The 19,078-nt window shown below is 73.1% G+C and carries 15 protein-coding genes and 3 tRNA genes; 11 read left to right on the top strand and 7 right to left on the bottom strand.

The window, feature by feature from the left end; translation table 11 throughout:
* The first annotated feature begins 16 nt into the window (after nt 1-16).
* The 6 genes from ACQPZW_RS32205 (at nt 17) to ACQPZW_RS32230 (ending at nt 8,690) form a co-directional block, all read left to right on the top strand.
* Entirely contained in the window at nt 17-835 is an 819-nt protein-coding gene (locus ACQPZW_RS32205) for an alpha/beta fold hydrolase (RefSeq protein WP_433797675.1), read from the top strand.
* A 66-nt stretch (nt 836-901) separates the two neighbouring features.
* Complete coding sequence (locus ACQPZW_RS32210) at nt 902-1,444, top strand: N-acetyltransferase family protein (protein ID WP_433789783.1); 543 nt, start codon at nt 902-904, stop codon at nt 1,442-1,444.
* Nucleotides 1,445-1,493: 49 nt separating this feature from the next.
* On the top strand, nt 1,494-2,402 hold the full coding sequence (locus tag ACQPZW_RS32215; RefSeq protein ID WP_433789784.1) for an ABC transporter ATP-binding protein: 909 nt from the start codon (nt 1,494-1,496) through the stop codon (nt 2,400-2,402).
* Nucleotides 2,399-3,073, top strand: a complete 675-nt coding sequence (locus ACQPZW_RS32220) for an ABC transporter ATP-binding protein (RefSeq protein ID WP_433789785.1) — start codon at nt 2,399-2,401, stop codon at nt 3,071-3,073. The genes ACQPZW_RS32215 and ACQPZW_RS32220 overlap by 4 nt, the downstream gene beginning before the upstream one ends.
* 2 nt (nt 3,074-3,075) lie before the next feature.
* The gene (locus ACQPZW_RS32225) at nt 3,076-6,069 is read left to right on the top strand and encodes an FtsX-like permease family protein (RefSeq protein WP_433789786.1); all 2,994 of its coding nucleotides are present in this window, start codon (nt 3,076-3,078) and stop codon (nt 6,067-6,069) included.
* Nucleotides 6,066-8,690: an FtsX-like permease family protein gene (locus ACQPZW_RS32230; RefSeq protein ID WP_433789787.1), complete on the top strand. Its 2,625-nt coding sequence runs from the start codon at nt 6,066-6,068 to the stop codon at nt 8,688-8,690. Before ACQPZW_RS32225 ends, ACQPZW_RS32230 begins: the two co-directional genes overlap by 4 nt.
* Nucleotides 8,691-8,741: 51 nt before the next feature.
* On the opposite strand, the gene ACQPZW_RS32235 is transcribed toward ACQPZW_RS32230, so the two are convergent.
* The 5 genes from ACQPZW_RS32235 to ACQPZW_RS32255 form a co-directional block, all read right to left on the bottom strand.
* Nucleotides 8,742-9,044, bottom strand: coding sequence for a GNAT family N-acetyltransferase (locus ACQPZW_RS32235; protein WP_433789788.1), 303 nt, complete (start codon nt 9,042-9,044; stop codon nt 8,742-8,744).
* 99 nt (nt 9,045-9,143) lie between these two features.
* Complete coding sequence (locus ACQPZW_RS32240) at nt 9,144-10,331, bottom strand: acyl-CoA thioesterase/BAAT N-terminal domain-containing protein (protein ID WP_433789789.1); 1,188 nt, start codon at nt 10,329-10,331, stop codon at nt 9,144-9,146.
* A 125-nt stretch (nt 10,332-10,456) separates the two neighbouring features.
* Nucleotides 10,457-10,534, bottom strand: a tRNA-Glu gene (locus ACQPZW_RS32245).
* An 11-nt stretch (nt 10,535-10,545) separates the two neighbouring features.
* A tRNA-Ile gene (locus tag ACQPZW_RS32250) sits at nt 10,546-10,619 on the bottom strand.
* A 10-nt stretch (nt 10,620-10,629) separates the two neighbouring features.
* Nucleotides 10,630-10,701, bottom strand: a tRNA-Asp gene (locus tag ACQPZW_RS32255).
* A 105-nt stretch (nt 10,702-10,806) separates the two neighbouring features.
* Between ACQPZW_RS32255 and ACQPZW_RS32260 the strand changes: the two genes are divergently transcribed.
* The 5 genes from ACQPZW_RS32260 (at nt 10,807) to ACQPZW_RS32280 (ending at nt 15,655) form a co-directional block, all read left to right on the top strand.
* Nucleotides 10,807-12,057 carry a DUF4037 domain-containing protein gene (locus ACQPZW_RS32260; protein ID WP_433789790.1) on the top strand — a complete coding sequence of 417 codons (1,251 nt, stop codon included), beginning with the start codon at nt 10,807-10,809 and terminating at the stop codon, nt 12,055-12,057.
* A gap of 57 nt (nt 12,058-12,114) precedes the next feature.
* Nucleotides 12,115-12,888, top strand: coding sequence for a cyclase family protein (locus ACQPZW_RS32265; protein WP_433789791.1), 774 nt, complete (start codon nt 12,115-12,117; stop codon nt 12,886-12,888).
* On the top strand, nt 12,885-14,201 hold the full coding sequence (locus tag ACQPZW_RS32270) for a thiamine pyrophosphate-binding protein (protein ID WP_433789792.1): 1,317 nt from the start codon (nt 12,885-12,887) through the stop codon (nt 14,199-14,201). The genes ACQPZW_RS32265 and ACQPZW_RS32270 overlap by 4 nt, the downstream gene beginning before the upstream one ends.
* Nucleotides 14,201-14,524 (top strand): thiamine pyrophosphate-dependent enzyme, encoded by a 324-nt coding sequence (locus tag ACQPZW_RS32275; protein ID WP_433789793.1) that lies wholly within the window; start codon nt 14,201-14,203, stop codon nt 14,522-14,524. Before ACQPZW_RS32270 ends, ACQPZW_RS32275 begins: the two co-directional genes overlap by 1 nt.
* Nucleotides 14,525-14,998: 474 nt before the next feature.
* Complete coding sequence (locus ACQPZW_RS32280; RefSeq protein WP_433789794.1) at nt 14,999-15,655, top strand: TetR/AcrR family transcriptional regulator; 657 nt, start codon at nt 14,999-15,001, stop codon at nt 15,653-15,655.
* On the opposite strand, the gene ACQPZW_RS32285 is transcribed toward ACQPZW_RS32280, so the two are convergent.
* Both ACQPZW_RS32285 and ACQPZW_RS32290 read right to left on the bottom strand, forming a co-directional pair.
* Nucleotides 15,644-17,338, bottom strand: a complete 1,695-nt coding sequence (locus tag ACQPZW_RS32285) for an ABC transporter ATP-binding protein (RefSeq protein WP_433789795.1) — start codon at nt 17,336-17,338, stop codon at nt 15,644-15,646. The two genes, ACQPZW_RS32280 and ACQPZW_RS32285, sit on opposite strands and share 12 nt — an antisense overlap.
* Nucleotides 17,335-18,969 carry an ABC transporter ATP-binding protein gene (locus ACQPZW_RS32290; RefSeq protein ID WP_433789796.1) on the bottom strand — a complete coding sequence of 545 codons (1,635 nt, stop codon included), beginning with the start codon at nt 18,967-18,969 and terminating at the stop codon, nt 17,335-17,337. The genes ACQPZW_RS32285 and ACQPZW_RS32290 overlap by 4 nt, the downstream gene beginning before the upstream one ends.
* Nucleotides 18,970-19,078 lie beyond the last annotated feature (109 nt).

The raw sequence follows: 19,078 nt of genomic DNA on the forward strand, positions 1-19,078 counted from the left end.
GCCCGGCACGTCCTCCCTGACCGTCGACGGCGGCCGGCTCGCCTACGAGGTGGCCGGCCGGGGACCCCTGGTCGTTCTGGCCCACGGCATGGGGCACACCCGCACCGCGTACCGATTCGTGGCGCCGGCCCTGATCGCTGCCGGCTACCGGGTCGCATCAGCCGACCTGCGCGGGTGCGGCGAGTCGACAGCGGCCTGGCCGTCCTACACACGCACCGACATCGCCGGTGACCTGATCGCGCTGATCCGCCACCTCGGCGGCCCGGCCACCCTGGTCGGCCACTCCATCTCCGGCGGCGCCGCCACCATCGCGGCCGCCCAGGCGCCCGACCTGATCAGCGGCATCGTCGAGATCGCGCCGTTCACCCGCGCGCAGGCGATGAGCATCGGTGACTTCGCCTCCAAGACCTACCGCAAGGGCGCCTACCGGATGCTCGGCACGATGATGGGCAGCGTGCCCCAGTGGCTCGGCTACCTCGACCACGCCTACCCGGGCCGCAAACCCGGCGACTGGGCCGCCCGGCAGGCCGGCATCGAGACCCACCTGCGCGAACCTGGCCGGATGAAGGCTCTGCAGGCGATGCTCAAGACCTCGCCGGCCGACGCCGGAGCGCGACTGGCCGACGTACGCTGCCCGGCCCTGATCATCGAGGGCTCGCTGGATCCCGACTGGACCGACCCGTACGCCGAGGGCCGGGCGATCATCGACGCACTACCGGCGGGCCTCGGCGAACTGCAGATGATCGACGGCGCCGGGCACTATCCCCACGACCAGTACCCTGACCAGACCACGGAGCTGATCCTGTCGTTCCTGGGCGCGAACGCCGGCGCCTGAGCTCTCCCGGGGCCCCGGCTCGCGTCACCCCGCACACCGATCCGCACGCCCATTAGCCTTGCGGGCGTGCCCGGATCATCTATCACCGCCGTCGTCCGTCCCGCCGTCGCCGCCGACGTGGCCACCATCGCGCGGATCTGCTCCACGGCCTACCGCAACGCGTACCGTGATCTGCTGCCCGAGGGGTACATCAACCGCAGCGTGGCCGAGTTCTACAGCGAGCCACGGATCGCCCGGGACATCGACCCGTCGCCGCCGGGCTGGTTCGGCTACCAGGTCGTCGAGCAGGAAGGCCGGGTCCTCGGGGCGGCCGGCGGCGGCATGGCGGACGCGACGGCCGGTGAGCTGTCACTGATCTACCTGGAGGCGGCCGAGCGGTGCCGTGGCCTCGGCACCCTGCTGCTGGACCGGGTGACCGAGCAGATCCGGGCGGTCGGCGGCACCGAGATGTGGGTGTCGGTGTTCCTCGGCGACTCGGCGGGCATCGGTTTCTACCGAAAACGGGGCTTCCAACCAATGGATACGGTACGGGCCACACTGTCCCGCGAGGACGACCACATCCGGAGCCTGCGCATGCGCCGGTTGACGGCGGACGTCCTGAACCGTTAGATAGGCACGCCCAAGATCTATCCGTAGCGCAAGTCGGGGGACTTCCGCCATGTCGTTGCCGCAACCGCCCGCACGGGCGGCGGAGTTCGGGCGGGATGCGCTGATCGTCTGCGACAACCTGGTCCGGATCTACCAGACCGGATCGATCGAGGTGCAGGCGTTACAGGGCCTGGACCTGCTGGTCAACGCCGGTGAGATGATCGCTGTGGTGGGCGCGTCCGGGTCGGGCAAGTCGACGCTGCTGTCGATCCTCGCCGGGATCGACGCGCCGACCGCCGGACGGGCCCGGGTCGGCGAGGCCGATCTGCTGGCCATGTCCCGCAGCGACCGGGTGCGCTACCGGCGGCACACCGTCGGGTTCGTCCGGCAGCAGACGGCGTCGAACCTGATCCCGTACCTCACCTCCCGCGAGGTGATCGAGATGCCGATGGTCGCCGCCCGCCGGCCGGCCCGCACGCGCCGCGCCCGCGCCGACGAGTTGCTCGCCGCCCTCGACGTCGGCGACTGCGCCGACCGCAAGCCCGCCCAGATGTCCGGCGGCCAGCAGCAGCGTGTCGCGATCGCGGTCGCGATGGCCAACGAGCCGCGGGTGCTGTTCGCCGACGAGCCGACCGGCGAGCTGGACACCACCACGTCGGCCGGGGTGTTCGAGGCGCTGCGGCACGTCAACCGCGAGTTCGGGGTGACCGTCGTGGTGGTCACCCACGACCCGGAGGTGAGCGGTCAGGTGGAGCGCACCGTGGCGATCCGGGACGGCCGGACCAGCAGTGAGGTGCTGCGCCGCACCGAGACGTCGTCGAACGGGGACACCCACGTGATCGCCGAGGAGTACGCGGTGATGGACCGGGCCGGGCGGGTGCAGATCCCGCGGGAGTACCGGGACGCCCTGGACCTGACCCGCCGGGTGCGGCTGGCGCTGGAGGCAGACCACGTGACGATCCACCCGGACCCGTCGTGAGCGCGCTGGTGTCGGTGCGGGGCGTGCACCGGCGGTTCGGCAGCGGCCCGGCCGTGGTCCACGCGCTGCGCGGGGTGTCCTTCGACGTCGAGGCGGGCAGCATGGTGGCGCTCGTCGGCCGGTCCGGGTCGGGCAAGACGACGCTGCTCAACGTGGTCGGCGGACTCGACCAGCCGGACGAGGGCTCGGTCGTCGTCGACGGCGACGAGGTCACCGGCATGAGCGAGGACCGGCTGTCCCGGCTGCGGCGCGAGAAGGTGTCGTACGTGTTCCAGACGTTCGGTCTGATCCCGGTGCTGTCGGCCGCCGAGAACGTGGGCGCGCCGCTGCGACTGGCCCGTACGCCCGCCGCCGAACGGGAGAAGCGGGTGGCGCTGCTGCTCGACCTGGTCGGGCTCTCCGAACACGCCGCGCAGCGCCCCGGCGAGATGTCCGGCGGTCAACAGCAGCGGGTCGCCATCGCACGGGCCCTGGCCGCGTCACCGCGACTGCTGATCGCCGACGAGCCGACCGGCCAGCTCGACGCCGAGACCGGCCGCTCGGTGATGGCGCTGCTGCGGGCGGTCGTCGAGTCCGAGGGGGTCACCGCGCTGGTGTCCACGCACGACCCGGTGATGATGGCGCTGGCCGACCGGGTGATCCGGATCAGCGACGGCCAGGTCGACGCGTAGCCGTGCGGACCATCATCCTCCGGCGGGCCCGGGCGCAGTGGCCGCTGCTGGCCGCGGTGCTGACCGTCGTCACCATCGGCGCCACTCTGCTCGGGGTCTGCGCCCTGCTCGTCACCCGGACCTCGGACCGCGCGCTCGAGGTCGCGGCGTCGCGGGCCGTCCCGGCGGACACCGGCGTCACCGCCTACACCGTGACGATGGCCCGCGGCGACGTGGCGTCGGTGGATGCCGACAGCCGGTCGGTGCTGCGCGAGGCGGTGGCGCCGTTCGGCAGCGTGATGGCGGGGCGGATGTCGACCGAGATGCGACACCTCGAGCGCGGCGACGACAAGACGCCGAGCCTGGCGTACTTCTCCGGCGTCGAGGACCTGACGGATCGCGCGACTCTGCTGACCGGTCGATGGCCGCGCCCCGGCGCGGGCGAGGTGGTGCTGCTCGACCGGACCGCCAAGGCGCTCGGCGCACGGCCGGGCACCCGCGTGCGGCTCGGCCGGGAGTTGGCACGCGACCCGGCGCCGGGACTGACCGTGAGCGTCGTCGGTGTCGTCCAGGCCCGGTCCGGCGGTGGCTGGAATCGTGACCCTCTCGAAGGCGCCGGGTACGTGCCCGACTACCGCGGGTCGCCGCTGCCCACCGCCCAGGTGTTCGGGCCGTTCCTGGCCGACTACCGGGACCTGCTGGCCGGCGGTTCGGCGGTCAGCCGACTGGAGATCACCGCCCGGCCCGACCTGTCCGCGTCCAGCCCCCGCGACCTGGACCGGCTCAGCACCGGCGTGCGGGACGCCAACGGGCGGCTGTCGGCGGTGCTCGGCGAACGGGTGCAGATCGAGCGCATCGCGTCGCGGTTGCCCTCGGTGCTGGCCGACACCGCCCGGCAGCAACGGATCACGTCCTCGGCGGTGCTCGCGGTCGCGGTGCTCGGTGCGGTGCTGACCGCGGCGGCGCTCCGGCTGGCCGGGCGGCTGACCGCGGACGTCCGCGCCGACGAGTCGGCTCTGCTGTCCGCCGCCGGGACCAGCCGCGTGCAGCTGGCCGGGCTCGCCGCCGCCGAGAACGGGCTGCTCGCCCTGCTGGCGGTGGCCGTCGCGCTGCCACTGTCGTCGCTGGCGCACGCCGCTCTCACCAGTCTTGCGCCGTTCACCGATGCCGGCCTGACCGCCACTCCGGCGGTGACCGGCCCGCAGTTGCTCGCCGTCGCGGCCGGCGCCGCGCTGCTCTTCCTGCCGACTCCGGCCCGGTCCGGACTGGCCCGCTCCGGCGCCGACCTGGCACTCGTCGCGCTGGCCACCGGCGCCTGGTTCTCGGCGCGCTCCGAGGGCGCCGACGCCCGTGTCGACGTGGTACGCGTGCTGGTCCCGGCCCTGGTGCTGGCCGCCGGCTGTGTGATCGCGCTGCGCCTGGCGCCGCCCGTGCTACGTGCCGCCGACCGGTGGACGAGCCGGGCGCGCGGGCTGGCGCTGCCGCTCGCCATGTCCGAGGCGGCCCGCCGGCCCCGGGCGATCGCGGCCGGGCTGCTCGTCGCGCTCGGGTGTGCGGCGGCGACGTTCGCGGTGGCGTTCGACGCGACCTGGCACCGGTCCCAGCTCGACCAGGCGAACCTGGCGGTCGGCTCCGACATGGTCCTCACGCTGGGTGCGCCCGCGTATGCCGGGCAGGGCGCCGAGGTGTCCCGGACGACCGGCGGCCAGGCCCGGCCCGCCACCGACCGCAACGTGTCGATCGGCCAGTGGCTCGGCGGCAGCGACGCCCCGCCCCGGCTCGTCGCGGTGCGCGGGCCGGCCGCCGCACCGGGTGTCCCGATCGCCCGGAGCACCGTCCTCACCCTCACCGGGCGGGCCACCGGCGAGGATCCGCTGTCGGTGACGCCGCAGCTCATCCTCGAGGACGACACCGGCCTGCGGATCCCGTGCACCGGGGCGGCGATCCCGCTGGACGGCCGCCCGCACCGGCTGCCGGACTGCGTGCCGATCGACGGCATGCGCCTGATCGCCGTGATGCTGCCGGTCGTCTACAACGAGTTCGCCTACGACACCGTCAAGACCAGCAAGATCACCGTGGACCTGTCAGTTCCGGCAGGTGACGGCTGGACCGCCTCGTCCGCTCAGCCCTACTCCGGCCAGCTCACCGACCTCGCGGTCACCGCGAACGGCGCGTCGATGCGGATGAGCGCCGAGGTGGCGCTCGGTGGCCCGCCCGACGCCGCCCGACGCCTGGTCGCCACGTCCTTCGCCGACCCCGGACCGATTCCGGTCACCGTCTCGGAACGGCTCGCCTCGCAGCTGTCGGTCGGGCCCGGTGACGAACTCCAGGTCATGGCCGGCCTGGCCGCGATCCGGGTGACGGTCACGGACGTCACCACGACGATCCCCGGGGCGCCGGGCGCCGCCGCGATCTCCGCCGACCTGGACACCCTCTCGCGGTCCCTGCTCGTGCACGGCGAGCCGCAGTTCCCCATCGACGCGTGGTGGGTCACCGGGGCTGCCGACGCCGCCCCGGCGGCGGCGCTCCATCTCGGTGACATCCGCACGCGTACGGGCGAAGCAGCGCGACTGACCACCGGCCCCGTTCCGGCCGCCCTGCCCGGATCGCTGCGCATGCTGGTCCCCGCCGCGATCCTGCTGCTCCTGGCCGGCCTGATCCTGCACGTGACGTGTGACCTGCAGGCACGGGCCATCGAGGTGGCACGTCTACGCGGCCTCGGCCTGACCAGGCGTGACATCCGTACCACTCTGCTCGGCCAGCACACGATCGTCCTGCTGCCACTGCTGCTCGCCGGAGCCGTCGTCGGGGCCGCCGCGACCTGGCTGGTCAGCCCACTGCTGGTGCGCTCGGAAACGGGGGGCGTGCCGGTTCCGGCGGTCGCCCCGGTCTGGCCCTGGCCCGCCGAGTCGGCCCTGCTGGCACTGCTGCTCACCGCCACGGCGCTCGCGGTCGCCTCGGTCGTGGTGGTCCAGTCGCGTCGCGCCGACGCCGCTCACCTGCGAGTCGCCTCATGAGATCGCTGCCGATGACCACGGGGCTGCACGGGGCGTCGATCCGCGGCCGGGCCCGCGCCGACGCCGGGCCGCTGCTGCTGTCGGCGCTGGTCGTGCTGATGGTCAGTCTCCTGGCCGGTGCGGTTCCCGGACTGGTGGAGAAGACCGCCGACGAAGCCGTGCGCGACGCGGTCCGCCGGGCCGGCGACCGAGCGCAGATCACCGCCACCGCACGGTTCGAGCCCGACTACTCGCGCACCGGCCGGCTCCGGGCACCGCACCTCGCCAAGGACATCGACGACCTGCGTATCCGGGCCACCGACGAACTCGGCAGCGATCTGCAGAAGTTGCTGCGGCCACCGGTCGCCTCGGTCATCAGCCCCACCCTGAAGGTCACCGACGGCAGCGTGCTGCGAACCTTCCGGATGGTGTATCTGGCCGGGGACACCGGCCCCGAGGTCGTCTGGTCGGCCGGCTCGGCCCCGGCGGCGAGCGGCGACGAGACGGCCGAGATCGACATCTACGGCCCACCCTGGCGGGTCCAGGTCGGCGTCTCCGAGACGGCGGCGAAATCCTTCGGGGTACGGCCGGGCGCGCTCCTGAAACTCGCCGATGAACGCGGGAACACCAAGGAAGCGCAGGTGAGCGGGATCTTCCGCCCCGTCGACCCGGCCGATCCGGCGTGGGCCTCGGCCCCGTGGCTGCTGAACCCGGCGATCGGCGGCGACGGCATCGGGACGACCCGGTTCGGTGGGCTGCTCAGCGCCGAGTCCCTGCCCGACGCCCGGCTCGCGTTCCAGCCCGACGAACTGAAGCGCACCGTGTCGTTCAGCCCCGACCCGGCCGCGATGACCTGGGCGAACGCCCACTACGTCAACGCCACCGTGGTCAACCTGCAGGCCAAGTCCGCGACGTCGAGCAGCATCGACACCTCGTCGAGCTGGCAGACCGGGCTCGACTCCGTCCTCGACGAGGTCACCGCACAGATCGAGACGGCCCGGGTGCAGGCGTCGGTGATGCTCGCGGCGATCCTGGCCGGGGCCGTGCTGGTGCTACTGCTCGCGGCCGACCTGCTCGTGCGGCGCCGTTCGGCGGCTCTGGTGCTGGCCCGGCAGCGGGGCGCCACACTCACGGCGCTCGGGCTGGAACTGCTGACCGAGTCGTCGCTGGTGGCACTGGCCGCGGCCGGAGTCGGATGTGCGGCGGCCCTGCTGGTCACCGGGGCCGTGGCCGGAGTGTGGGTGGCGCCGGTCCTGGTCACGGCGATCGCGGCGGTGCCGGCGTACGGCCTGCTCACCGCCGCCTCGGCCACCCGCGACCGTAAGGTGCCCGCCAACCGATCCGCCCGCCGGTGGGCGCAGCACACCGGCGTGCTGCGCCGGGCCGCCGCCGAGGCGACCGTGGTCCTCGCCGCGGCCGCCGCGATCGTCGCCCTCCACCAGCGTGGGCTCGGATCGGGCCTGCCGGTGCTGGCGCCCACCCTCGCGGTGCTCGCCGGCGCCATCCTGGTGGTACGCCTGCTGCCACCGGTCACCGGGCTGGTGCTGCGGTGGGCACTGCGGTCACGGCGGCCCCTGGCGGTGTTCGGCAGCGCGCAGGCGTCATCCGCCTCCGGGCGGGCGCTGCCGGTCGCCGCCCTGGTCACGTCGGTCGCGTTGGCGACGTTCGCGCTGGTCACGGCCGCGACCGTGGAGCGCGGGCTGGCCAGTGGCGCACAGGACACGGTCGGCGCGGACGTACGCGTCGACCTCAGCGACGACGCCGGCGCGACCACCGAGGAGACGGCCCGCCGGATCGCCGCCGCACCGGGGGTGACTCGCGTCGTGACCGGGCAGGTGACCGACGCGGCACGGATCGTCGCGGACGGGAAGCTCACCGCGGCCCGGCTGGTGATCGTAGACAGCCGGACGTTCACCGGCGTGCCACTCGGCGGGGTGCAGGCGCTGGTCCGCTCGTTGAACGGCACGCTGCGCGAGGGCATGACCGTGGAGATCCTTCAGGACGGCAAACCGGCGGTACGGCTGACCGCGTCCGGTGCGGCCCCGGCGGTCGGTGGGTCGGCCGAGGTCGTGATCGTCGACGTGGCGGCCGGGCTGCCGACGGTGCCGAACACCGTCTGGGTCACCGGCCCCGGCGCCCAACAGGCCACCGACGGCCTGCCCGTGGTGTCGCGCGCCGAGGTGGCCCGCTCCCGCCGGGCCGCGCCGCTGGTCGCCGGGCTGATCTGGCTGACCTGGGCGACCGCGGCGTTCCTGCTGGTGGCGGGGCTGCTCGGGTTCGCGTTGACGGCGGCGGCCGGCGCGCCCGGACGATGGCTGACGGTGAGCCGGCTGCGAACGCTCGGGTTGACGCCCCGGCAGGGCCGACTGGTCGCCGCCGGTGAACTGCTGCCGGTGGCGGCGGTCGCGGCGGTCGGCGGCACGGCCCTGGGCGCGCTGGTGGCGACGGTGACGACCGGGCCGTTGGGGTTGCGGTTGCTCACCGGCCAGGTCACCGACCCGGCCACGGTCCTGCCGTGGGCGGGGCTCGCCGCGGTGGCCGCGCTGTTCCTGATCACGGCCCCGCTGCTGGTGCGCGCCGAGGCGGCAGTACGCCGTCGCCTGCGCCTGGCCGAGGTCCTGCGGGTGGGCGGCCCCACGTGACCGAATGGTCCGCGCACGCGTCGGCCACCGCTCAACACGGCGACCGGGCCTCTATTTGATGCGGCGAGTGGAGCGAGCGACGAACCTGTCGTAGGCGGGGTGCTTCTCCAGCCACTCGGCCAGGACCGGGCACATCGGCACGACGGTCCGGTTGCGGCTCTCGGCGTCCTCCATGACGGCGCGGGCCAGCAGCGCACCCACATCCCGGCCCTCGAATCGCGGGTCGATGGTGGTGTGGGTGTAGACGATGATCGGCCCGGTCACCTGGTACGTGAGCATGCCGGCCAACTCACCGGCCTCGTCGCGCGCCTCGAAACGTTCCTTCGCGGGCACCTCGGCCACCGTGATCGTCACCCCACCATCCAACCACGGGCGGTTCGGCGCCGACCTTTCCGGCTGGTCCCAGCTCCGGCGGAAGGACTCGAAACGGACCTGACTTCGCCGACCGCCCTGTCAGGGTGCTGCGAGCATCTCCAGCACTCGGGGCCACCCGTCCACCCGTGCGCGTTGATCGTCCGCGCGGGTGCCGCCCATGCGTAACTGTCCCGTGGCGACGCCGGTGGGAATGTGTGGGTAGGTGCCGACGACATGCCCGGCCCTTGGGTAGATCAGGATCTTGAAATCCGGGCGCCGCCCCCGCAGCCGTCTCGCAGACCCGGCCGAATCCCACAACTGATCGTCGCCACCGGCGATCGCCAGCAGTCCGCCGGAGATCTTGTCGACCGGGATGGGCCCTCGCGGCACCGGCTTGCCCCGATAGGTCCAGGCTGGCCGGTCGTCGTAGGGAAAGCCGGCATGGACGACGTCGCTGGGTGCGTAGACGACCACCCCGCGCACCAGATCGGGGAAGTGCTGCCCGACCAGCAGCGCCGCCTCGCTGCCCCGGGAATAGCCGATCACCGTGACCGGTCCGCCGCCGGTCTGCGCCGCCAGGTGCCGGAGCGCCGTCGCGAAATACTCCAGCGGGACCCGATCCAGCGTCGCCGGCAGTCCCGGCGCGTCGAAGTAGGCCAGCGCCATCGCCGGATGCCCGTGCGAGGCGAGTTGGGCGGCCTCCCAGAGTTGGGAACTACCGCCCTCCGAACCACCGAAAATCAGGACCGGCCGCCGGACGTGGCCCTCTGCCCGCGGCAGATAGATGTCGGCGACGAGCTCGTCGGTGTGCACCCGCTGGTGGGTGACTCCTTCACCGAGCCACTGTCGTCGCGCGACGGCCGTCGCGGCGGCGCCGCTCGCCGCGGTCGCCGTCAACCGCACTTCGGAAGGCCCCAGTTCGGGGCGTTCAGGGGCCAGAAAGCTGGTGTCGGGGTCGGCGCCCTCCGGCACCATCGACCAGAACAGGCCCATCCCGTCCACGCCCTGGTAGCTGCCGCCCGTTGAGGGGGCCGCATCCAGGTCGGCGACGCCGGTCGGGTCGGCGCGTACCACCGCGGTGCCGCGCCAGGTGATGTTGTTCCGGTCAGTGGTCTCCGAGCGGATCGTGACGGAGCGGCCGGCGGCCAAACCGGTCACCCGGATCCCCACCCGCTCATCGGCGAGCGCGACCGGGGCATCCACGGCTATCACGGGATGCTCGTCCGGCGCCGAGCAGGCCGGGAGGGTGGCGAGCAACAGAACTACGGTGACGGCACGACGAAACATCCGGTCAAGCTATTCGATTCGATGACGATGAGCATCGCGGCCGGGAGTCGGACCGGGTCGTGGACTACGCACCCGGATGACCGGCCGCCTGTGGATCCGTGCCCCGCTCGGCCCGCTGGGAGCCATGGTGGCGCGGACGGGACTCGAACCCGCACATGTCCCGGGTGAAAGCCGGGCGACTCTACCTATTCGTCCACCGCGCCAGGGTGGTGCGTGTCGCCGGGTGGGGTCGAACCACCGGCCTCCGACTTATCAGGTCGGCGCTCTGACCAGCTGAGCTACGGCGACGTGTGTTGCGCGCCCCGTGCCGGGATCGAACCGGCGGCCCCCCGCTCGACAGGCGGGTGCTCTCCCATTGAGCTAACGGGGCTGGAAAATCGGTCCGAACACAAAGAACCGCCCGATTCCCGTGGGGGAATGGGCGGCGCGAACGAACGCTGAAGCGATCTATCGGCGCCGCCGGAGAATATCTTCATTGATCGCGTTCATCTCGGTCTCCCCGTTCGTTCGGTCTGGAACTGGGGAGAACATTAAGGCGCTCGCCGGGACGCGGCAACGCATTTATCGTGACGGCGTGCTGCTCGAATTCGTGCCCGGTCTGCGACTGTGCCGGGACTTCTACACCGAGGCCGTCCGTCCGATCCTCGACGAGGCCCATCCGGGGCTGCCGTACGCGGCCGCGCGGATCGGGCCGGGCTCGGAGGTGCTCGGCTTCGACACACCGCGCTCGGTCGATCACGACTGGGGGCCGCGGCTGGAGCTGTTCCTGCTGCCGGAGGACGTCGCCCGGCACGGTGCCGACCTGTCCGCGCTGCTCGCGGCACGTCTGCCGAAGCACGTCGGCGGGTGGCCGACCAACTTCGAGCCGGCCGACGCCCGGGTGCGTGTCATGACGCCGACCACCGGGCCGGTCGCGCACCGGGTGCACATCACCGACGTGGCGACCTGGTCGGTGGAGCGCCTCGGATTCGACGGGCGCGCCGAGCCCACCACACTGGACTGGCTGGCCACGCCCACGCAACGGCTCGCCGAGACCGTCGGCGGCGCGGTGTTCCACGACGGCGTCGGCGAGCTGACGGCGCTGCGGCGGCGGCTCGACTGGTATCCGGACGGCGTGTGGCGGCGGGTGCTGGCCGCTCAGTGGACACGGATCGCGCAGGAGGAGGCGTTCGTCGGGCGGACCGCCGAGATCGGGGACGAGCTGGGCAGCAGGATCGTCGCGGCGCGGTTGGCCCGGGATGTGACGCGGCTGGTCCTGCTGTTGGCGCGCCGCTTTCCGCCGTACGGCAAATGGCTGGGTAGCGCCCTCACCGCCCTGCCGGAAGCGGCCGGGATCGTCGCCGCGCTGCACGACGCCCTCGCCGCCGCTGATGCGCGGCAGCGCCAGGCCTCGCTCTGTGACGCCTACGAGGCGGCCGGCGACTGGCAGAATCGTCTCGGCATCGCCGAGACGGTCGACGCGACGCGGCGCCCGTATTTCGACCGACCGTTCCCGGTCATCGACGCGGGCCGGTTCGCCGCCGCACTGACCGAGGATGAAACGCCGGGGACCGACGGTGAAGCGCCGGGCATCGAGGATGAGGCGCCCGGGACCGAGGGCGGAGCGCCCGAGGCCGAGGGTGAAGCGCCCGGGATCGGGGGGATCGACCAGTTCGCCGACAGCACCGACGTGCTGGAGCGGCCGGACCTCGCTCGCCGGATCATGCGGGCCGCGACCGCCCCGTAAGGCCGAAGTCCGGGTCGATGCCTGCCGCGCGGAACGCGGCGGCCGTAGGGTTTGCCGATGAGCGTTTTGAAGGCCCTGTTGTCCGGTGTCGGCGGCGGCTCGATCGAGGTCGTCGATCTGACCGCGCCGCTGTCCGCGGCTACGCCGATCCTGCAGCTGCCGCCGCCGTTCGCGAACACGATCCCGTTCGGACTCGAGGAGATCAGCCGGTACGACGACCGGGGCCCGGCCTGGTACTGGAACGACATCCACACCGGCGAGCACACCGGCACCCATTTCGACGCCCCGATCCACTGGGTGACCGGCCGCGACGGTGACGACGTGTCGCAGGTCCCGCCGCAGCGGCTCATCGCCGGGGCAGCGGTCGTCGACGTCGCCGACCGGGCCGCGAAGGACCCCGATTTCCTGCTCGAAGTGGAGCACATCCGTGAATGGGAGAGCACGCACGGGCCTCTTCCGCGCGGCGGGTGGCTCCTGATCCGTACCGGATGGGATTCCCGCTCGGGTGACCAGGAGGCCTTCCTGAACGCGAACGAGACCGGTCCGCACACGCCGGGCGTTTCGGTGGAGGCCGCGAAGTGGCTGGCCGAGGAATCGCCGGTGATCGGCATCGGGGTGGAGACCGTCGGCACCGACGCGGGCGCCGCGCATTCGTTCGATCCGCCGTTCCCGTGCCATTCCTATCTGCTCGGGGCCGGGAAATACGGGCTCACCCAATTGCGGAACCTGGATCGGCTGCCACCCACCGGATCGGTGGTGATCGCTCCCCCGCTGCCGATCGTCGGCGGTTCGGGAAGCCCGGTCCGCGTTCTGGCCCTCGTGGAAAAGTGAGCGACCGGACCGTTGCCGACGTCGTCGGCGAGACCCTCGCGAAACTCGGCGCCGACCTGGTCTTCGGTGTCGTCGGAAGCGGAAACTTCCACGTCACCAACGCGCTCGTCGCGCACGGGGCCCGGTTCGTCGCCACCCGGCACGAGGGCGGGGCGGCCACGGCTGCGGACGCGTATGCGCGGGTCAGCGGGCGCCCAGGCGTCGTCACCGTGCATCAGGGCTGCGGGCTGACCAATGCGATGACCGGCATCGCGGAGGCGGCGAAGAGCCGCACGCCCATGATCGTTCTGGCCGCCGAGCCGGCCGCGTCCGCGTTGCGGTCGAACTTCCGCGTCGACCAGGACGCGCTGGCGCACGCGGTCGGCGCGGTCAGCGACCGGGTGCACGGGCCGGCGTCGGCCGTCGCGGACGCCACCCGCGCCTGGCGGACCGCCGTGCTCCACCGGCGCACCGTCGTGCTCAACCTGCCGCTGGACGTGCAGGCCGCGACCGCCGAACCGGCCGAGGTGACGCCCGCTCCGGCGAGCCAGCCGCCCCGCGCGTCCGACGACGCCGTGACCGCTCTTGCCCACCTACTGAAGGGCGCGGAACGGCCGGTCTTCATCGCCGGGCGCGGGGCGGTCGCCGCCCGGGCCGAGCTGGAGTCGCTGGCCACGGCGTCCGGCGCGTTGCTGGCGACGTCGGCCGCGGCGAAGGGGCTGTTCGCCGGCGACGACTGGAACCTCGACGTATCCGGTGGTTTCGCCACCCCGCTGGCGGCCGAGCTGATCCGCTCGGCGGACGTCGTCGTCGCCTGGGGCGCGTCGCTCAACATGTGGACGAGCCGGCACGGATCGCTGATCGGGCCGGACGCCGCGGTCGTGCAGGTGGATGTCGATCCGGCCGCCTTCGGCGCACATCATCGCCTCGACCTGGGCATCTGCGGGGACGCGCGATTGACGGCACTCGCCGTCGCGGCCGCGCTCCCCGATCATCGGGAGGCCTTCCGGACCGAGGGGGTACGCGCGAAGCTGCGCGACCGGGGACGCTGGCGTGACGTCGAGTACACCGACACCGGCGACGACAGCCGGATCGACCCGCGGACCCTCGCGATCGGCCTCGACGACCTGCTCCCGGCCGAGCGGGTCATCGCCGTCGACTCGGGCAACTTCATGGGCTACCCGTCGATGTTCCTGTCCGTTCCCGATCACCAGGGTCTCGTGTTCACCCAGGCGTTCCAGTCGATCGGGCTGGGCCTGGCGAGCGCCCTCGGGCCGCGCTGGCGAGCCCCGGCCGGCTACCGGTCGCGGCATGCGGGGACGGCGGTTTCCTGATGGGCATCGCCGAGCTCGACACGATCCGGCGGCTCGGGCTCGGCATGCTGATCGTGGTCTGGAACGACGAGGCGTACGGCGCCGAGGTGCACCACTTCGGGCCGGCCGGGCACGCGCTGTCCACGGTGGTGTTCCCGGAGACGGATCTGGCCGCCGTCGCCCGCGGCTACGGGTGCGCCGCGGTGACCGTACGCAAGCCGGAAGATCTTGATCCGGTCCGGGAATGGCTGGCCGGTCCCCGGGACGTGCCGATGGTCGTGGACGCGAAGGTCACCGCCGACCATCCGTCCTGGTGGCTGGAGGAGGCCTTCCGCGGCCACTAGAGGTCGAAGGATCCCGACCGGCCGGTTGCCGTGCCACACCAGGTTCCACGGGCCGAAGTCGCCGTGACCGACCAGGTCCCCGGCGCCGAACACCCCGTCGTGAGCGGCCCATCCGGCCACGGCGGCGGGCCGGAACCCGCGCACCGCGTCGTGGTAGTCGCGCAGCAGCCGGGCCGTCGCGGCCAGCCCGTCGTCGGTCACCACCTTCGCCCAGCCGTCACCGCCGGACTCGCCGTCCAGCCAGGTGAGGACCTCCCGGCCGGCCTCGTCGATGCCGAGAACGCGGGGAGCATACTCGAATCCGGTCCGCTCCAGGTGGTGCAGGAGTTCGTGGACCGTCGGCGACCAGGGGTGCATCGGACGGCGGACGGTGTCGCCGATCCGGATCACCCGCCGGTGCGGATCGTCCTGGAGCACGTCGTCGCCATCGGTACACCGCACCACACGGGTGGGCCGGTCGGGAAGGATGGGGACATGTCCGCAGAGGTGTCCCGCCCACGGGGTGTCGGCCGTCCGCCCCGCCTGTCCCTGGAGGCGATCATCGCCGCGGCGGAGCGCCTGCTGGTGGCCGAGGGCCCGGAGAGACTGTCGATGCGGCGGCTGGCGACCGAGCTGGGCAGCACGCCGATGGCGCTCTACCACCATGTCCGCGACAAGGACGAGCTGCTGGTACGGGTGCTGGAGTCGCAGGCACGGACGATGCCCCGGCCGGACCTGCCGGCCGAGCCGCGGGACCGGCTGGTGGCCGCGTCGGTGCTGCTCTACGAGTTGCTGGCGGAGCGCCCCTGGATCGTCGAGGTGCTGACCGGCGACGACCTGATCGGGCCGTCGGCGCTGTGGATCGTCGAGGTGATGGTCGGCGCCGCAGCCGACTGCGGGCTGGCCGAGGACGAGGCGTTCTACGTGTACCGGACGATCTGGTTCTACATCGTCGGCGACCTGATCATCCGGATCACCGGGGCCCGCCGCCGGGCCCGGGCGGCGGCGGCCCACCAGGACGGGGTCGTCGCCGGGCTGACCGCCGACGACTATCCGCGGCTGGTGTCGCTGGCCGGGCGCTGGGCCGACCTCAACGCCCGCGACACCCATCAGCGGGCGCTGACCGCGATCGTCGACGGGCTACTCCCCTGAGAACGCGGCGTAGCGGCCGCCGCGACGCAGCAGCTCGTCGGGGGTGCCCTGTTCGATGATCCGCCCGCCGTCGAGGAAGATCACCCGGTCGGCCCGGCGGACGGTCCGTATCCGGTGGGCGACCATGATGACGGTACGGCCGGACATCAGCCGGTCGATGCCGGCGTGCACGGCCGCCTCGTTGTCCGGGTCGAGCGCCGACGTCACCTCGTCGAGCAGCACGATCGGTGCGTCCTTGAGCAGGGCCCGCGCGATCGCGACACGCTGGCGCTCGCCGCCGGACAGCAGTGCGCCGCCCTCCCCCACGATCGCCGACCAGCCGCCGGGCAGCCGGTCGACGACCTCGTCCAGTCCCGCGGCGGTGGCGGCGGCCCGTACCTGCTGATCGGTCGCGTCCGGGCGGCCGAGCCGCACGTTCTCCTCGATCGTGCCGTCGAAGAGGTAGACGTCCTGGAAGACGATCGCGATACGGGCCATCAGGTCGGCCGGGTCCATGTCACGGACGTCGGCGCCACCGACCCGGATCGCGCCCGCGTCCACGTCGGCGAACCGGGCCAGCAGGCGCAGCAGGGTGGACTTGCCCGCACCGGACGGGCCGACGACGGCGAGTCGCTGCCCCTGCGGCACGGTCAGCGACAGGCCGTCCAGGACGATCCGGTCGCCGTCACGGGCGGTCACCGCGTCGAGCTCCAGGTCGTGGTGGTCGGGGCGGACCGGGGTCGCGGGCTCGGGCAGGGGTGCGGTGCGCAGCAGGCGGTCGAGGCGGTCGAGTTCGCCGCGGGCGGTCCGGAGTTTGCCGCCGATGTCCGAAAGCGACAGCAGAGGGTCGGCGGCGCGGGCGGCGAGCACCAGGATCGCCAGCAGTTCCACGGCGCTCTCTTCTTCCGGGGCGGTGCCCACCGCCAGGTTTAGGGCGAGTGCCAGTACCGCGGTGAAGACGACCTGCACGGTCACCGCCAGGCCGACCGCGCCCGGCAGCACCGACAGGGTCCGGCGGCGCGACGCCCGCTCGACCTCCCGCAGCGCCCGGTCGAGCGGCCCGAACCCGTCCCGGCCACCGGCCCGCAGCACCGGCTGGGCCTGCACGTATTCGACGACCCGGGCGGCAGCCTCGTCCGCCCGCCCGGCGTGGGCGGCGTCGGCGGCGGCAGCCGACCGCGCGGTCACCAGGTGCACGGCCACCACCAGCGGCGCGGCGGCCAGCGCGGCGAGCCCCAGCCGCCAGTCGAGCACGGTGATCACCACGACGATCGTCAGCGGCGTGACGCAGGCGGCCACGAACGGCGCCATCAGATGAGCGGCCACCCCCATCGCGGTGAGCAGCCCTCGCCCGGCCATCGTGGACACCTCGCCGACGCGGGCACCGGTGAACCAGCCGATCGGCAGCCGCGCCAGGTGTCTGCCGAGGCGGTGGTACATGCCGCGCAGCATCGTGGTGCCGACCCGCATGCCCGCCAGGTCACTGCGGTAGCGCAGCAGGGCGTAACCGGCGACCGCCACCGCGAACGCGATAAGCCACGGCCGGGCGTCCGCCGTCGGGCCGCCCAGCAGCGCCCGCAACAGCGGCACGAGCAGGGCGTACAGCAGCCCCTCGGCCACGGCGGTGATCACCATCAGGGCGACGGTGCGGCGCATCGGCACGGCGTATTCGTGGCCGAGCACCCGCAGCAGGGTCCGGATCATCGGACGATCACCCCCTCGCGCAGCGTCACCACGGTGTCGGCGCCGGCGACGGTCTCCGGCCGGTGCGCGATGACCAGCACCGTCCGGTTCCGCAGGGTGGCCAGCGTCTGACGTACCGCCCGGTCGGTCTGCGGGTCGGCGAACGCGGTCGCCTCGTCGAGCACCAGGATCGGGGTGTCCGCGGCCAGGGCACGGGCCAGCGCGATCCGCTGCGCCTCACCGCCGGAGAGCTCGGCCTCGTCACCGAGGACCGTGTCGTAACCGCGCGGGAGCTCGAGAATGCGGTCGTGGATGTGCGCGAGCTTCGCCGCGCGGATCACCGCGTCCCGGTCCGCTTCCGGCACGGCGAGGGAGATGTTGTCCGCCACCGAGGTACGCAGGAGGCGCACGTCCTGGAACACGAAGGAGATCCGCCGGCGCAGCTCCCGCCCGCCGATGTCGCGCAGGTCCACACCGCCGAGCCGGATCGAGCCGGCGTCCGGGTCGAAGAACCGTGGCAACAGCCGCACCATTGTCGACTTGCCGCTGCCGGACGGGCCGGTCAGCGCGGTGACCGTGCCCGGCTCCACCGTCAGATCGATGCCGCGCAGCACCTCCCGCCCGTCGTAGGAGAACCGCACACCACACCATTCGAGCCGGTCACCGTCCGGGACGATCGGGTGCGCCGGCTCCGGCAGCGGCTCGACGGCGAGCACGCCCCGGATCCGGCCGACCGCGCGACCGGCCGCCTGCAGGTCGTCGAAGCCGTGCCCCAGGGCCGCCACCGGTGCGGTCAGGCCGAGTCCGAGCAGCAGGAACGGCAACAGATCAGCCGGGGCGAGGTGGCCGGAAGTGATCAGCGCGGTGCCGCCGGTCAGGACGGCGAGCAGCACGAACGGCGGGGACAGCGCCAACTGCATCCCGGCCGCCACGGCGGACACTCCGCGTACCCACCGGGTGAAGATGCCGACGAAGTCGTCGGCGGCGGTGAGGAAACGGCGATAGGCGTCGCCGGCTCCGCCGAACGCCTTGACGACGGCGATGCCACGGACGTATTCCACGCTGGTGTCGGCGATGCGGCCCAGGGCCGCGTCGAAGGCTTCCTGCTCACGGGTACGGGCGGGCGTCATCAGCAGCGGGACGAGGGCGATCGCCAGCACCACCGGGACCAGGGTGATCAGGGTGAGCCGCCAGTCGATGGTCAGCAGGTAGATCAGCGACACCAGCGGCACGACGAACGCAGCGGTCAGTTCGCCCGGGGCGTGCGCGATGAACGGGTGCACGGCGGTCACGTCGTCGCCGGCGACCTTGGCCAGCTCACCGGTGCGCCGGTGGTCGAGCCAGCCGAGAGGCGCGCGGCCCAGCGCCGCGGCGAGCGCCCTCCGCAGGGTGAGCTGGACCCGCCCGTCGAGGAGGTGCCCGAAGCCCGCCGACGCCGACGTGAAAACCAGCCGGAGCAGCAGCCCGGCGACGCCGAGGAGCACGACCGTCCGCAGGTGATCCTCGTCCACCGGGCCGGGCGCCAGCAGCACCCGGCCCACCTCGGCCACCGCGAGCAGCGGCGCCAGCCCGGCGAGCGCCCCGGCCACCTGCAGTCCCGCAACGAGCACGAACCCGGTGACGTGTGGCCGCAGCAGTTGCCCGATCATCATGCCGATCACTCCCCCGCCTATTATCTTACGCGTAAGATAATAGGCGGGGACCGCTCCGGTCCACCCCGCCGTCCCGGGCGGCTCCGTGCCTCAACCGTTTCGCACCCGG

Source organism: Actinoplanes sp. CA-252034 (assembly GCF_050956125.1).
GTDB lineage: Bacteria > Actinomycetota > Actinomycetes > Mycobacteriales > Micromonosporaceae > Actinoplanes.